The sequence below is a fragment of the Mycetocola miduiensis genome, assembly GCF_900115155.1.
GTDB classification, from domain to species: domain Bacteria; phylum Actinomycetota; class Actinomycetes; order Actinomycetales; family Microbacteriaceae; genus Mycetocola_A; species Mycetocola_A miduiensis.
Genome location: NZ_FOVM01000005.1, coordinates 147,143 through 162,396, shown reverse-complemented (window position 1 = coordinate 162,396; position 15,254 = coordinate 147,143). Strand labels below are relative to the sequence as shown.

The 15,254-nt window shown below is 66.0% G+C and carries 15 protein-coding genes; 13 read left to right on the top strand and 2 right to left on the bottom strand.

Features of this window, described 5'->3' with window-relative positions:
• Positions 1-4: 4 nt before the first annotated feature.
• The 10 genes from BM197_RS09820 (at position 5) to rbfA (ending at position 10,880) form a co-directional block, all read left to right on the top strand.
• The gene (locus BM197_RS09820; protein WP_090710978.1) at positions 5-898 is read left to right on the top strand and encodes a DUF58 domain-containing protein; all 894 of its coding nucleotides are present in this window, start codon (positions 5-7) and stop codon (positions 896-898) included.
• The gene (locus BM197_RS09815) at positions 885-1,358 is read left to right on the top strand and encodes a hypothetical protein (protein WP_090710977.1); all 474 of its coding nucleotides are present in this window, start codon (positions 885-887) and stop codon (positions 1,356-1,358) included. The genes BM197_RS09820 and BM197_RS09815 overlap by 14 nt, the downstream gene beginning before the upstream one ends.
• Positions 1,358-2,344, top strand: a complete 987-nt coding sequence (locus BM197_RS09810) for a VWA domain-containing protein (RefSeq protein ID WP_090710976.1) — start codon at positions 1,358-1,360, stop codon at positions 2,342-2,344. The genes BM197_RS09815 and BM197_RS09810 overlap by 1 nt, the downstream gene beginning before the upstream one ends.
• Positions 2,341-3,360 (top strand): VWA domain-containing protein, encoded by a 1,020-nt coding sequence (locus BM197_RS09805; protein ID WP_090710975.1) that lies wholly within the window; start codon positions 2,341-2,343, stop codon positions 3,358-3,360. The genes BM197_RS09810 and BM197_RS09805 overlap by 4 nt, the downstream gene beginning before the upstream one ends.
• Complete coding sequence (locus BM197_RS09800; protein WP_143095049.1) at positions 3,350-4,129, top strand: hypothetical protein; 780 nt, start codon at positions 3,350-3,352, stop codon at positions 4,127-4,129. Before BM197_RS09805 ends, BM197_RS09800 begins: the two co-directional genes overlap by 11 nt.
• Before the next feature lie 55 nt (positions 4,130-4,184).
• The gene (locus BM197_RS09795; protein WP_090710973.1) at positions 4,185-5,951 is read left to right on the top strand and encodes a proline--tRNA ligase; all 1,767 of its coding nucleotides are present in this window, start codon (positions 4,185-4,187) and stop codon (positions 5,949-5,951) included.
• Positions 5,952-6,145: 194 nt separating this feature from the next.
• Complete coding sequence (nusA, locus tag BM197_RS09790; protein ID WP_090710972.1) at positions 6,146-7,135, top strand: transcription termination factor NusA; 990 nt, start codon at positions 6,146-6,148, stop codon at positions 7,133-7,135.
• Positions 7,136-7,168: 33 nt separating this feature from the next.
• Positions 7,169-7,429 (top strand): YlxR family protein, encoded by a 261-nt coding sequence (locus BM197_RS09785; protein ID WP_090710971.1) that lies wholly within the window; start codon positions 7,169-7,171, stop codon positions 7,427-7,429.
• Between the two features lie 83 nt (positions 7,430-7,512).
• A complete protein-coding gene (infB, locus tag BM197_RS09780; RefSeq protein WP_090710970.1) occupies positions 7,513-10,323 on the top strand; it encodes a translation initiation factor IF-2 in 2,811 nt (936 codons plus the stop codon).
• Positions 10,324-10,439: 116 nt separating this feature from the next.
• The gene (gene rbfA / locus BM197_RS09775; RefSeq protein ID WP_090710969.1) at positions 10,440-10,880 is read left to right on the top strand and encodes a 30S ribosome-binding factor RbfA; all 441 of its coding nucleotides are present in this window, start codon (positions 10,440-10,442) and stop codon (positions 10,878-10,880) included.
• Positions 10,881-10,914: 34 nt separating this feature from the next.
• On the opposite strand, the gene BM197_RS09770 is transcribed toward rbfA, so the two are convergent.
• Complete coding sequence (locus BM197_RS09770) at positions 10,915-11,790, bottom strand: HhH-GPD family protein (RefSeq protein ID WP_090710968.1); 876 nt, start codon at positions 11,788-11,790, stop codon at positions 10,915-10,917.
• A 67-nt stretch (positions 11,791-11,857) separates the two neighbouring features.
• Here BM197_RS09770 and BM197_RS09765 point away from each other — a divergent pair, with 67 nt between their 5' ends.
• Positions 11,858-12,532: a nucleoside/nucleotide kinase family protein gene (locus tag BM197_RS09765; protein WP_090710967.1), complete on the top strand. Its 675-nt coding sequence runs from the start codon at positions 11,858-11,860 to the stop codon at positions 12,530-12,532.
• 258 nt (positions 12,533-12,790) lie between these two features.
• On the opposite strand, the gene BM197_RS09760 is transcribed toward BM197_RS09765, so the two are convergent.
• On the bottom strand, positions 12,791-13,798 hold the full coding sequence (locus BM197_RS09760; RefSeq protein WP_090710966.1) for a ketopantoate reductase family protein: 1,008 nt from the start codon (positions 13,796-13,798) through the stop codon (positions 12,791-12,793).
• Positions 13,799-13,853: 55 nt separating this feature from the next.
• Here BM197_RS09760 and truB point away from each other — a divergent pair, with 55 nt between their 5' ends.
• Both truB and BM197_RS09750 read left to right on the top strand, forming a co-directional pair.
• The gene (truB, locus tag BM197_RS09755) at positions 13,854-14,864 is read left to right on the top strand and encodes a tRNA pseudouridine(55) synthase TruB (RefSeq protein WP_090710965.1); all 1,011 of its coding nucleotides are present in this window, start codon (positions 13,854-13,856) and stop codon (positions 14,862-14,864) included.
• Positions 14,861-15,229 (top strand): hypothetical protein, encoded by a 369-nt coding sequence (locus BM197_RS09750; protein WP_090710964.1) that lies wholly within the window; start codon positions 14,861-14,863, stop codon positions 15,227-15,229. Before truB ends, BM197_RS09750 begins: the two co-directional genes overlap by 4 nt.
• The last annotated feature ends 25 nt before the right edge of the window (positions 15,230-15,254 follow it).

Genomic DNA, 15,254 nt, shown 5'->3' with positions numbered 1-15,254 from the left:
CATCGTGGACGAACTGCTCCACCGCGTGAGGACACGACTGGCGATCCGCGCCCATCGCCGGGTACGCGGACTTCTCGACGGCGAGTACGTGTCGCTCTTCCACGGCAAGAGCCTCGATTTCGACGACCTGCGCGCATACATACCGGGCGACGACGTCAAGGACATCGACTGGAAAGCAACAGCCCGCGTCGGTTCCCCGCTGATCAAGAGGTACATCGCCACGAAGAAACACGCGGTGCTCCTCGTCGTCGACACAGGCAGGGACTTCGCCGCGTTGTCCGAGGGCGGGACGCCGAAGCGCGACATCGCCATTCTGGCTGCCGGGGTGATCGGTTACCTGGCCGTGCGCCATGGTGACCATGTCGGGCTTGTGGCCGGCGATGCGGACGGCACCGAATACGTTCCGCTTCGCGGTACGGAGTCGCACCTCGAACGACTTCTCCGCGTGATCCACCAGCGCACGAGCATGAGCGCCGGTCCCAGTCGCCTTGCCGCACAGCTCGACTACGTCCGGCGAACGTTCCGTCGTCGGATGCTGCTCATCGTGGTCGCGGACGACGGCGCTCTGGCCGGGCAGGTCGAGGAACTGCAACTGGTTCGGCGACTGCACGCCCAGCACGAGATCCTCTGGATCACCATCGGCGACGTCGATCCCACCCTCGGCGACTACGCCGACAAGGACATGATCGATGTCGCCGACGGGCGGGACCTCCCGCCGTTCTTTCGCAGGGACAGCGCGCTACGGGCCGAGTTCGAGGCCGCGGTCGCGACCCGGACCGCTGCATCCGCAGACCTGCTCGACCGGATCGGCATCTCCAGTCACCGCATGACAAGCGAAGAGGATGTCGTACCCGGGCTCTTCCGTCTGCTGGAGGGACACAACCATGCCAGGCGGTGACGGCTTCTACCCGCCGACGATGTACGCGCCGATCTGGGCGATCCTCGGCACGATCCTCCTTGTGCTTGTCGCAGCCTGGTATCTGTTCGTCTGGTGGTTCTCGAACCGCAAACACCGGATGCCGCAACCGGCACCGGCCGTAGATCCCCTCGTTGAGGCGGCCCGGCTGAAGGGCAAGTACTACGGCCTCATCGAAGAGGTGGAGAAAGCCTGGCGCGCTGAGGAACTGAGCACGCGGGCAGCTCACCAGAAGCTCGGCACCCTTGTGCGGTTCTACGTCTTCGAGTCGAGTGGCCGCAAAGCACAGGTCATGACACTGGAAGACCTCAACCAGGCCAACCTTCGGTCGGTGGCCGACGCCGTGGAACAGTACTACCCGGCTGAGTTCGCCGCCGTGGAACAGGGCGATGTGCCGTACTCCGCTGATGTGGCGAGGGAGGTGGTTGGCACGTGGAGCTGATGTACTGGTGGATGCCGCTCCTCTGGCTCGTCGTTACCGCCGGAGTTATCGTGCTGGCTCTGTGGCTGCACGCGAGGCGTCGAGCGCGCAACCTCGCGGACGCCGTACCCGTGGCCCATTCCGACAGGCTCACCGAACTGCCCGCTTACCGGACCGCGTTGGCACGGTACCGGGCCGCCCTGTTCGGCGCTGTTCTCGTCGTTTCACTCGTGCTGGTCGCCGCGGTGCTGATGAGTTCCCGGCTGGTCAGCATAAGCACGTACCAGCCCGAGATGCGGAACCGTGACATCGTGCTCTGCCTCGACGTCTCCGGTTCGATGGTCGACTACGACGCGGCGATCGTAAGGACATTCCGGGATCTCGTCGACAACTTCGACGGTGAACGGATCGGCCTCGTGCTGTTCAACGCATCCGCCGTCACCTATTTTCCCCTGACCACCGATTACCGCTTCGTCCAGGAGCAGCTCGCCTACCTTGAGAACGACCTGTCGTCGCCTCTCTCCGACTACGAATTCATCAACGGAACCCTGCTCGGCGAGGGCTCATCCCTCATCGGCGACGGTCTCGGCTCGTGCGTCCTGCGATTCGATGACGTCGACAAGGAACGGTCCCGTTCGATCGTGCTCGCCACCGACAACTACGTCGCAGGTCGGCCGATCCTCACCCTCCCGGAGGCCGGGGCTCTCGCGACCGAGCGGAGTGTCCGTGTCTATGGCATCAACCCGGGCGACGTCTCGAGCAAGGAATACATCGCTGAGTTCGCCAACGAGATGAAACAGGTGGTCCTCGCAACCGACGGAGGCTATTTCGCGCTCGCCGATCCGTCTGCCATCCCCTCGATCGTCGACGGGATAGAACAGCAGCAGACCACCCGGCTGACCGGCGAACCCATGCTCGTCCGAACGGATGAGCCCAGCTGGCCGTTCGTCCTGAGCGTGCTCGGCACGGCGCTGATCATGTACTTCGGCTGGAGGCTCAAGCGATGACCTTCTCGCCACTCCTCCCGATCGGGATGCTTGTTTTCATCCTCGGCACCATGGCACTCTTCGCGATAGTGCAGTTCGCCCGGGCGCCGAAACGGCCGGGCTCCTGGCACTGGCTGATTCGGCTGGGAATGGTGATCCTGTTGTTCGGGCTTGCTCTCCGTCCTGGGCTGCCCACCAACCTCCGGCCCCCGACAGCGTCAGGGGATGTCGACGTCTATTTCGTGGTCGACACCACGAGCAGCATGGCGGCCGAGGATTACGGCCCGGCAGGCGAACCCCGCCTCGTTGGCGTCCGCGCGGACATCGCTGACATCGCTTCCGAACTCGCGGGGGCGCGGTTCTCGCTGATCACCTTCGACGCCGAAACGGTGCAGCGTCTGCCGCTCACGACCGACACGTCCGCCCTCGTGTCCGGAGCCAACGCCCTGAACCAGGAGGTGACGATCTATTCGAGCGGCAGCAGCATCTCGGCTCCCGCCGGGTATCTCGCCGAACGACTGGCAGGGGACGCCGAACAATACCCGGACCGCACGCGCGTTCTGTTCTACCTCGGCGATGGCGAACAGACCGTTGCGCAGGCGCCTGAGTCGTTCGAGCCCGTCGGCACGTTCGTCGATGAGGGTGCGGTGCTCGGTTACGGCACCGCGTCCGGTGGTCGCATGCGGCAGTTCAACGGATACGACGAGAGCGACGCCGACCGGCCATACATCACCTGGTTCGGCGACGGAGGCATGCAGGAAGCGGTCTCCCGCATCGACGAGGTGGCGCTGGAGTCGATCGCGATGCAGCTCGGCGTGGACTACCTGCACCGCGATGCCGCAGCACCCGTCGACGCGGCCATCGCGGGGATCACTGTGGGCGATGTCAGTGCCGAACGGGAACCGGTGGTCGACACCCCCGAGTTCTACTGGATCTTCGCTATTGGGTTCGGGATGCTGGCCCTCACCGAGATCGGCGCACTCGCTGTCGCGCTCCGTGACCTCCGCCGCCTGGAAGGGGGCGGTCATGCTGCTTAAGGCGACGTCCTCCGCGAAACAGACCCGGCGGAGGATGATCCTGTTCTCCTTCCCGGTTGTGCTCCTTGCGCTGTTCGTTGCCTGGAAGCTGATCAGCATGCCTCTCCTCGCGCAGCGAGGAATCGACGCGTATGAACAGGGCAATTTCGACCGCAGCATCGAGGCATCCGATTCGCTCATGTTCCTCAACGTCGCCGAGCCCTGGATCCCCTACTTCAACAGGGGTACAGCGCAAGCCGCAGGGCAGGCATACTCAGATGCGACCGATGACCTTGCTGAAGCACTCGGGAGAGCACCGCAGGAGCGCCGATGCGAAGTGCGCGTGAATCTCGCCCTGGCCTGGGAAATGCAGGGTGACTCATACTTCGATGCCGGCTACTTCGCGGGGGCGATCAAGCTGTACGAGACCGCCAAGGCCGTCCTGGACGCCGGAGCGGACGAAGGCTGCTTCGAGCAGCAACCGCCGGAGGAACAACAACAGAACCAGCAGGAGCAGCCGACTCCGCAGCAGCCAGAAGACGGCACAGCCGAGCGGCTGCAGCAGGCCGATGAGCGGGTCACCGAAAAACTTCGCCAGAGCGAGCAGCAGGATGCTCCCGAGCAAGCGGGGCCGGATGCCGGCCAGCCTGAGGAGCAGGGCGACGGGGGAGGAGGCAAGGTCGACGACCTGCAAGAGCGCGGGGACCAGGCCGAGCAGGAGAAGCAGGACCAGGATTCAAGCCAGCGCGGTGAGGACAGGAACAGTGACTATGTCGAGAAGCCATGGTGACCGGAGCCTGGGTGACGCGGCGGGGCGTGCCGTCACGCGGCGATAGCATGGACGAATGGTTACGCGCCTCACCAACTTTTTCCTCAAGACCCTTCGTGAAGACCCCGCAGACGCTGAGGTGATCAGTCACCGGCTCCTTGTGCGGGCCGGATACATCCGGCGGCAGGCGCCCGGCATCTTCGCCTGGTTGCCGCTCGGCCTCCGGGTCAAGGGCAAGATCGAACGCATCGTCCGTGAGGAGATGACGAACGCAGGGGCTCACGAGGTCCACTTCCCTGCGCTGCTTCCGCGCGAACCATACGAAGTGACCGGCCGGTGGGAGGAATACGGCGACGGCCTCTTCCGTCTTCAGGACCGCAAGGGCAGCGACATGCTCCTCGCTCCCACCCATGAGGAAGTCTTCACCCTGATGGTCAAGGACCTGTACTCGTCGTACAAGGATCTTCCGCTGTCGATCTACCAGATCCAGGACAAGTACCGCGACGAGGCGCGGCCCCGTGCAGGCCTCCTCCGCGGCCGTGAATTCACCATGAAGGATGCGTACTCCTTCGACCACACCGACGCCGGCCTCGACGCCAGCTACCAGGCACAACGCGACGCCTACGAGCGGATCTTCACCCGCCTCGGCCTCGAGTACGTCATCGTGAACGCCGACGCGGGAGCAATGGGCGGCTCGAAGAGCGAAGAGTTCCTGCACCCGACCCCGGTCGGCGAGGACACCTTCGTGCGCTCTGCTGGTGGATACGCAGCGAATGTCGAGGCGTGGACGACCGAGGTGCCCGCCGCCATCGCCATCGACGGCCAGGCGGAGCCACAAGTCCACGACACCCCCAACACGCCGACCATCCAGACCCTCGTCGATCTCGCCAACGCTGAGCACCCGCGGGAAGACGGCGTCGCGTGGACCGCGGCCGACACGCTGAAGAACGTCGTGCTCGCGCTCAAGGCACTCGACGGAACTCGCGAACTCGTCATCATCGGCGTCCCCGGCGACCGCGACGTCGACCTGAAACGCGCCGAAGTGGCCTTCGCCCCCGCCGAGATCGAAGCGGCCACCGAGGCTGACTTCGCCAAGCACCCCGGTCTGGTCAAGGGCTACATCGGGCCGTGGAGTGAAGACGGGCCTGTTCTGGGCGAGAAGTCTGCTACCGGCATCCGTTACCTGCTCGACCCGCGTGTCGTCGACGGCTCCAGCTGGATCACCGGTGCCAACGCGGACGGCAGGCACGTCTTCGGGCTCGTGGCCGGCAGGGACTTCGTCAGCGACGGGATCGCTGACGTCGCAGACGTTCGCGCAGGAGACCCGGCCCCGGACGGCTCGGGCCCGGTCGAACTGGCACGTGGGATGGAAATCGGGCACGTGTTCCAGCTCGGTCGCAAGTACGCCGAGGCTCTCGGGCTCAAGGTCCTCGACGAGAACGGCAAGCTCGTCACGGTCACGATGGGTTCGTACGGGATCGGAATCACCCGCATCCTCGCGATCATCGCCGAATTGAACAACGACGAGAACGGCCTGATCTGGCCGGAGACCGTCGCCCCGTTCGACGTGCACGTCGTTGCCACCGGCCGCGACGCGGCGGTGTTCGAAGCGGCCGAATCCGTCGTTCGCGACCTGGAGGCATCCGGGTTCGACGTGCTCTTCGATGACCGCCCGAAGGTTTCACCAGGCGTGAAGTTCGGCGACGCAGAACTGCTCGGCATTCCCAGGATCGTCATCGCCGGCCGTGGAGTCGCAGACGGCGTGGTCGAGCTGTGGGACCGCAGGACCGGTGAGCGCACCCCGGTGCCGATCGCTGAAGCGGCGGCTGCGCTCAAGGGCTGACCTCGGCGGAACCCCCGCATTGCTCGGTCACAAATGGCTGGACTTTCTCGCGAAGTCCAGCCATTTTTGACGGAGCAATGGTGTGAACAGCCATTCGGACGCTGTGGTGACGAATGCCCGCATCGTCGGGTAAGTTAGAAGATCGATCCGCCAGTGCAGAAGTGGCGGTGGCAGCTGAATAGAGGGGTACCCCGGTGGACATCGATCTCAACGTACTGAAGATGATGGAGCGGGAAAAAGAGATCCCATTCGATGAGCTCGTCGAGATCATCGAACAGGCCATTCGCACGGCCTATGTGAAGAGCCAGACCGAACCCGGTGAAGCCGAACCCGAGGTGCGCGTCGAACTCAACCGCAAGACCGGGCACGTCGCCGTCCTCGTCCCGGAACGTGACGACGAGGGCGTTGTCATCGGCGAAGCCGAGTCGACCCCGGAGGACTTCGGCCGCATCGCCGCCTTCGCCGCCAAACAGGTCATCAACCAGCGCCTCCGCGACCTTGCCGATGACGCCATTCTCGGGGAGTTCAAGGGGCGCGAAGGTGACATCGTCGCCGGCGTCGTCCAGCAGGGCCCCAATCCGCGGATGGTGCACATCGACCTCGGCACCATCGAAGGCATCATGCCCCCCGAGGAGCAGGTCCCGGGGGAGGAGTACCGCCACGGTGCCCGCATCCGGGTCTACGTCACGAGCGTGGCCAAGGGAATGAAGGGTCCGCAGATCACCCTGTCGCGCACCCACCCGTCGCTCGTCCGCAAGCTGTTCGCCCTCGAGGTCCCCGAGATCGCCTCGGGAGTCGTCGAGATCGTGTCCCTGGCCCGCGAAGCCGGTCACCGCACCAAGATCGCCGTCCGAGCCAACGACCCCAGCGTCAACGCCAAGGGCGCCTGCATCGGCGAGCTCGGTCGCCGCGTGCGTGCCGTCACTGAGGAACTCGGTAACGAGAAGATCGACATCGTCGACTACTCGCCGAACCTGGCCACGTTCGTCGCGAACGCGCTGTCGCCGGCAAAGGTCACCAGCTCATTCATCCTTGATGAGTCCACAAAGGCTGTCCGCGCGCTCGTCCCGGACTACCAGCTGTCGCTGGCGATCGGCAAGGAAGGCCAGAACGCGCGTCTCGCTGCAAAGCTGACTGGCGCGAAGATCGACATTCAGCCGGACAGCATCCTCGAGGACGACTAACGTATGAGCCGACCGATTTGAGGGGATGCTAGGATGGGACCTGTTAGAACGTGCGTCGGATGCCGCGCTCGCGCCGACAGGTCCTCCTTGCTGAGGATCGTGGTCCGGGATTTCGAACTCGTGGTGGACACCGCCGCAGTTCTCCCCGGTCGTGGTGCGTGGCTGCATCCGCAAATCCAGTGTTACCAACTCGCAGTGAAGCGGCGGGCCTTCGGGCGCGCGCTACGCAACAGCGGGAAACTCGACACGGCAGCACTAGAAAATTCAGTACGAGAGAACAGGCTGAACGGCTAATGGACAACTAATGAGCGGCTCGAAATGAGACCCGTCCGTAATTAACGGTCCGCCCTGTCTGGGTGGACCCAGACAGGAGAATAGTGGCTGGAAAACCACGCGTACACGAGATCGCTTCTGAGCTCGGTGTCGACAGCAAGGTAGCCCTTGCGAAACTGAAGGAATTGGGCGAGTTCGTCAAGTCGCCCTCTTCGACGATTGAACCTCCGGTGGCCCGGAAGCTTCGTGCTGCCCTTGAGGCAGACGGCGCCAAGCCCGCCACGGATGCCCCGGCGGCGACGGCGACGAAGTCACCGGCAAAGCCTGGTTCACGACCAGGTCCTGCACCGGTGCCCGCACCGGCCCCCGCGCCAGCACCTGCGGCGAAGGCTGCCCCGGCTCCGGCCGCTGAGGCCCCCGCCGCCCCGGCTGCTGAGGCTCCGGCTGCGCCGGCACCTGCTGCGTCGCCGGCACCTGCTGCGTCGCCCGCTCCCGCCGCGCCGCCCGCGCCTGCTGCTCCGGCCGCAGACGCAGGCTCCGACGAGAAGCCGGCCAGCTCGGGTGCCCCTCGCCCCGGTGCACCCCGGCCAGGCAACAACCCGTTCGCTTCGGCTCAGGGCATGGGGCACCGGCCGACCGGAACCCCGCGCCCAGGCAACAACCCGTTCGCGAGCGCTCAGGGCATGGGCCAGCGCCCGGCAGCCCCGAGCCCGAGCAACATCCCTCGCCCGCAGGCACCTCGCCCCGGATCACCGCGTCCGGGCGCCCCTCGCCCCGGAGCACCGCGTCCAGGTGGCGCCGGTGGATTCCAGCGCCCAGGCGGCCCCGGCCGTCCCGGCGGTGCAGGCGGATTCCAGCGCCCAGGTGCCCCCGCAGCAGGTGGCTTCCAGCGCCCAGGCGGCGCCCCGGGAACCCCCGGCTCAAACTTCGGCCCCAACCGCCCCGCAGGCGGCGGCGGTCGCGGCCGTGGTCCAGGCGGTGGAACCGCAGGTGCGTTCGGTCGTGGTGGCGGCAAGAGCAAGTCACGCAAGTCGAAGCGGGCCAAGAGGCAGGAATTCGAGCTCAGGGAAGCCCCGTCGCTTGGCGGCGTGAGCGTTCCTCGTGGTGACGGAACGACTGTCGTCCGTCTGCGTCGTGGAGCATCCATCTCGGACTTCGCCGACAAGATCGACGCCAGCCCCGGCAACCTCGTGACTGTGCTGTTCCACCTCGGTGAAATGGCGACCGCCACGGAGTCCCTCGATGAGGCGACCTTCGGCATCCTCGGTGAAGAACTCGGATACCGGATCCTCATCGTCTCGCCGGAGGAGGAGGACCGCGAGCTTCTCGAGGGCTTCTCCATCGACCTCGACCAGGAACTCGAAGACGAAACCGACGAAGACCTCCAGGTTCGTCCGCCCGTCGTCACGGTCATGGGTCACGTCGACCACGGTAAGACCCGACTGCTCGATGCGATCCGCAACGCAAACGTTGTGGCCGGCGAAGCCGGTGGCATCACCCAGCACATCGGTGCCTACCAGGTCGTCGCTGAGCACGAAGGCGTCGAACGCCCCATCACCTTCATCGACACCCCGGGCCACGAAGCGTTCACCGCCATGCGTGCCCGTGGTGCGCAGGTCACCGACATCGCGATCCTCGTGGTCGCGGCAGATGACGGCATCATGCCCCAGACGATTGAGGCACTCAACCACGCACAGGCAGCAAACGTGCCGATCGTGGTCGCAGTGAACAAGATCGACAAGGAGTCCGCCAACCCGCAGAAGGTGCGCCAGCAGCTCACCGAATACGGACTCGTCGCCGAAGAATACGGTGGAGACGTCATGTTCGTCGACGTGTCTGCGCGCAACAACATCAACATCAAGGAACTCCTTGACGCCGTGCTGTTGACCGCGGATGCCGGCCTCGACATGCGCGCCAACCCGAACAAGGACGCCCGCGGTGTCGCGATCGAAGCGAAGCTTGACAAGGGTCGCGGTGCTGTTGCCACCGTGCTCATCCAGTCGGGAACGCTGAAGGTCGGAGACCCGATCGTCGCCGGAACGGCTTACGGCCGCGTCCGTGCGATGGCCGACGAGAACGGCGACGCGGTCGAATTCGCGACTCCGTCACGTCCGGTCCAGGTCCAGGGCCTGTCTTCGGTGCCTCGTGCCGGCGACACCTTCCTCGTCACGGATGATGACCGCACCGCGCGCCAGATCGCTGAGAAGCGTGAAGCCGCGGAGCGCAACGCCATGCTCGCCAAGTCCCGCAAGCGCATCAGCCTTGAGGACTTCACCCGTGCACTCGAAGAGGGCAAGGTCGAATCGCTCAACCTCATCATCAAGGGTGACGTCTCCGGTGCCGTTGAGGCGCTCGAGGAGTCGCTGCTCAAGATCGAGATCGACGAGAGCGTTCAGCTGCGCATCATCCACCGCGGTGTCGGTGCGATCACGGAGTCGGACGTCAACCTGGCGACCATCGACAACGCGATCATCATCGGCTTCAACGTTCGGCCCGACCCGAAGGCCCGGGAACGTGCCGCTCGCGAAGGCGTCGACATCCGGTTCTACTCGGTCATCTACAACGCCATCGACGATGTGGAAGCAAGCCTCACCGGCATGCTCAAGCCCGAGTACGAAGAGGTCCAGTCCGGTGTCGCCGAGATCCGCGAGGTGTTCCGCTCCTCGAAGTTCGGCAACATCGCCGGTGTCATCGTGCGTTCAGGAACGATCACCCGAAACGCTCGGGCGCGGGTCATCCGCGACGGCGTCGTGGTGGGAGACAACCTGGCCATCGAATCGCTGCGTCGCTTCAAGGACGACGTCACCGAGGTGCGGACGGACTTCGAGGCTGGTATCGGCCTCGGCAAGTTCAACGACATCCAGATCGGTGACGAGATCGAAACCACTGAGATGAAAGAGAAGCCGCGCGTCTAAGTCGACGTCGGTGGCGACAGCCTCCGTTCACCACCGGGACCCTCCAGGCCCGTTGGTGCACTGGAGGCTGTCGCCGCCGGTACCGCAACCCGCAGTAATGGCTTAAGGAGAAAATCATGGGCGAGAACCCACGAGCACGAAAACTGGCCGACCGCATCCAGGAAGTCATCGCGAAGCGCATCGAGCGCGGGATGCGTGACCCCCGGCTCGGATTTGTCACCATCACCGACGTCCGGGTCACCGGCGACCTCCAGCATGCCAGCGTCTTTTACACGGTGTACGGCTCGGACGAGGAGCGGGCAGACAGCGCCGCTGCGCTCGAAGCAGCCAAGGGGATGTTCCGCAGCGAGGTCGGCAAGAACATCACCGCCCGGCTGACCCCGAGCCTCGAATTCATCCACGACGCGCTCCCGGAGAACGCCAAGCACCTCGACGAGTTGCTTGCCCAGGCTCGCGAACGGGACGAGTCGATCGAAGCACTTAAGTCGACGGCTAAATACGCCGGCGATGAAGACCCATACGTCAAGCCGCGCGTCATCGCGGATGACGAAGACTAAACGAGCAACTACGCCGACAGGGCTGCGTGCCGCCTCAGGGCAGTACGTAGCCCTGTTCTCGTTGCACGGCAAGCCCGTCTGCGAGCAGGCCGGCGAGGGCGCGTTCACGCTGTGGCGCATCCGGCCACAGCGAATCGATCTCGCCCCGCGACACCGGAACATGAGCTGCCCGTAGTTCGGCCATGATCAGCCCGCGCACGTGGCGGTCACTGCCCTCGTACTTCTTCTGCACCGCTTTACGTTTGCCGTCGAACGGTGGGTAACCGGCCAGCCGCCAGGCGCAGGCATCCGCTATCGGGCACGCGTCGCACCGAGGGTTCCGTGCCGTGCAGACGACTGCCCCGAGCTCCATGATCCCGGCGTTGAACGCGTGCGCATCGTCCAGGCCATCCGGCAGCAGCGCCTCGAGTGCCGCCAGGTCGCGTCGCGATGAGGGAGGCCCAGGTTCGCCGTCGCCGTCGATGGCCCGGGCGAGAACCCGCCGGGTGTTGGTGTCGACCACCGGGTGCCGGTTGCCGTAAGCGAAGACCGCAACCGCCCGCGCGGTGTAATCGCCAACCCCGGGAAGCGACAGAAGCGTCGGGACGTCGTGGGGGACGACCCCGCCGTGACGTTCGGTGATTTCAACGGCAGCCCGGTGCAGCCACAAGGCACGCCTCGGGTAGCCGAGGTTCGCCCACGCTCGCACCGCCTCACCCGAGGGGGCGGCGGCGAGGTCCGCAGGGGTCGGCCAGCGCTCCAGCCACTCAGCCAGGCGCGGGATCACACGGGCCACCGGGGTCTGCTGCAGCATGAATTCGGAGACGAGGGTGCCCCAGGCCGGGAATCCCGATTCCCGCCAGGGGAGTGCGCGTCCGTGCTCGGCGAACCACTGGATGACCAGGGCCGGGAGGGCAGACGGTGTGCGCATCAGATCCAGCGTAAGCGAGAAGCCACGGCTCCTTCGCCGCCGGATCGTGCGGGGGTAGGCTCGGGTCATGAGACTGGTCACGACTCCGCGGGTGGACCTGTTGCGAGAGCTGCGGGCGGAGATCCTTCACAACTACCGTGTCGGCCGGGTTCTCATCGCCGTCGACGGCATCAGCGGTTCGGGTACCGCGGCATTCGCCGACGACCTCGCCGAGGTGTTCCGCGAGGAGGACCGCGCGGTCTTCCGGGCCTCGATCGACGACTTCCACCGGCCCCGGGAGGACCGGTACTCTCGGGGGCGCGACTCCGGCGAAGGCTACTATTCCGATTCGTTCGACTATTCCCTGTTCCGCCGCGTGCTCATCGAACCGTTCCGGATGGCTGGGAGCGCAGGTTTCCAGCTCGCCGGGTTCGACGAGGAACGGAACACGGGGGAGGAGGCGCGGTGGGCGACGGGTCCGAAGGACGCGTTCCTCCTCGTCGACGGAGTGTTCCTGCACCGCCCCGAACTGCGCGGCCTCTGGCATTATTCAGTCTGGCTCGACGTTCCCGTCGATGAGGCCTATCGGCGCCTGAACGAGTCGATCGGCGCGGACCGGCGACCGGATGCTGCGTCCAACGCCCGTTACGTCGGCGGGCAGGCGCTCTACACCATCGATGCTGCCCCTCGCGGCCAAGCTTCCGTGGTGATCGACAACGCCGACGAGGCACATCCGACGCGGTCGTTCCTCGACAGCTGCTGACGCGGCATCCGGCCCTCACATGCGCGCCGACTCACTCCCTGCGGACGGGTTCACCCGGTGCGCCGGGTGTTCTTGACCGCTTCGGGTGTGTAGGCGGCAAGGAGCGTGCTCATGAAAGCGATAGAGCTGAGGGCATCCGGTGGCCGGTGCGCGCGGATGCACTCACTGCGGACGGGCTCACGCGGTGCGCCGGGTGTTTTGGTCCGCAGTGGGTGAGTAGGCGGCCAGCTCCGGCACGGTGACGGGCGAGTGAAAGCGTCAGCGCGGAAGGCGGGGAAGCCGCGCCAGCACCTCGGCGGGCGACAGGAACTGGCCGGTCGACTCGACTTCGTGCACGAGCGCCGTCAGCGCGGCGTTCACCGGCGCATGAAAGCCGGCCAGCCGTGCCTCACGCACAACGGCGCCGTTGAGAAAATCGATCTCGGTGCGCTGGCCGCGCTTGAGGGACTGCAGCGTCGAGCCGGGGTTCGGCACCGACCCCATGCGAGCGGCGAACACTAACGGCAGAGCCTGGCCGAGAACGACCGGCAGGCGGGCGAACAGCCGCAGGTTGCGGTCGCTGAGTCCTTGCAAGGATCCGAAACGGATGCCCCTGGCGATCCCGGCGCGGACGGCCTCCCGCATACTCCGCGCCATCACCAGCCGAAGACGTCGGTTGCCGATGACCTCCTGCACGCTGAGGCCGGTGATGGCGGGTAGTGCGTTCAACTGGTTGACGACGAGTTTGGTCCACTGGGCGCCAACGAAGTTGCCGATCGCCTGAACCGGGAACGCTTCGCCGAGCACAGCAGCGAAGCGCAGCACCTCGGCGTCGGGCTTGCCAGTGCCCCTGCCGAGGTAGGTCATCGCCGGCGTCGTTACCGTCACCGATCCCGGCTCGAGATACGACGCCGCGATGATCGACAATGCACCGAAGCAGGAGGAATCCGGCAATGCGTCGCTCGCCGTCTTCACACCGTCGAGCCCGTTCTGCACGACGAGCACAGGGGTTCCTGCGAGCGCGGCGCCGTGCTCGTGGAGCGCCGCAGCGGCATCCTGCGCCTTTACCGTCAGCAACGCGAGGTCGACCGGTTCGTTCAGCCGGTTCGCGGCGACGAGGCGGGTTGTACGCCAATCCCCGAAACCGCCGGACAATCGCACACCGGATGCCGAAACCGCCGCCAACTGCGCGCCCCTGGCCACGAGAATCACGTCGTGCCCTGCCTTCTCGAGCAGGGCGGCAAAGGTCGAGCCAAGTGCCCCTGCCCCGATCACCGCGATTCGCATCCCGCCAGCCTACGATCTCCGCGGCCGCGCGGGCGCGCGATCCGCCTGTGGGAAGATGGTTCGTCGAAAGCAATCAGGGAGTGCAGTGAATTCCGGAATCCTGCTCGTGGACAAGCCCCAGGGAATCACGAGCCATGACGTTGTCTCCCGCACCCGCCGGCTCGCAGGCACGCGCAGGGTCGGCCACGCCGGCACGCTCGACCCGATGGCAACCGGCCTGCTGATCCTCGGGGTGAACGCGTCAACACGCTTGCTCACCTACGTCGTCGGTCTCGACAAGGAGTACCTGGCGACGATCCGCCTGGGCCAGTCCACCACCACGGACGACGCCGAGGGGGATATCGTCGCCACCGCAGCCCCGGATGCTGTCGCCGCGGTTCCCGAGGAAGCGATCGCCTCCGGCATCGGCGCGCTCACCGGGGCGATCAGCCAGGTGCCCTCCAGCGTCAGCGCCATCAAGGTGGACGGCAAACGGGCATACGCCCTCGTTCGCGCAGGAGAGGACGTCGACCTCGCGTCACGACCGGTCACCGTCTCCGTCTTCGAGATCCTCGATCGCCGGGATGCCGCTGGCACGATCGACCTCGACGTCCGGGTCGTCTGCTCCTCGGGCACCTACATCCGCGCGCTGGCGCGCGACCTCGGCTCCGGCCTCGGCGTCGGCGGACACCTCACCGCACTGCGCCGCAGCCGCATCGGACCGTTCGACATCGCCGGCGCCTCGCGGCTCGACGAACTCGACGTGGCCGCAAGCCTCATGTCGCCCGCCGCCGCGGCCTCCGCTCTTTTCCCCACGATCGCGCTGACCGACACCCAGGCGGCCGATCTGGGCCACGGAAAACGGATCGATGCCGCAGCGTTCGGTGAACTGAGCGAACCCGGGCAGGACGGCTTGTACGCCGCCGTAGCGCCGAATTCGAGGCTCATCGGCCTGCTGCGTATTAGCGGAGGCGTCGCCAAGAGCGTGGTGAACTTCCCGCCCGACGAGACGCCCAAGAATGCGCCCGAGAAGACGGCCACGACCGAGGAGACGGCGGATGCGCCGGGTCGGCGGGCAGGGGCATGATCGTCTGGTTCACGACGGTACAGGTTGCTGTCGCCGTCATCGCCGGTGTGCTGTGCATCGTCCTCGGCTTCGCCGGACGCAAACCCAGCGACCTCAGCCTCGGCGCCGTCGCCCTCGTCGAACTGCTGTTGATCGTCCAGTCGATCGTCGCGATCGTTGCGCCGGCGACCGGGAACGAGCCGGTTGGCAACATGCTCGAGTTCTACACGTACCTGGTGTCCGCCCTGATCCTGCCGATCGCCGCAGCCTTCTGGGCGCTCGTCGACCGGAGCAGGTGGAGTACGGTCGTCCTCGGAACAGCCGCCCTCGCGATCGCCGTCATGGTGTACCGGATGCAGGAGATCTGGACCACCCCGGTCGGATGACCGGCCGGGCGGGAACAGGTCCGAT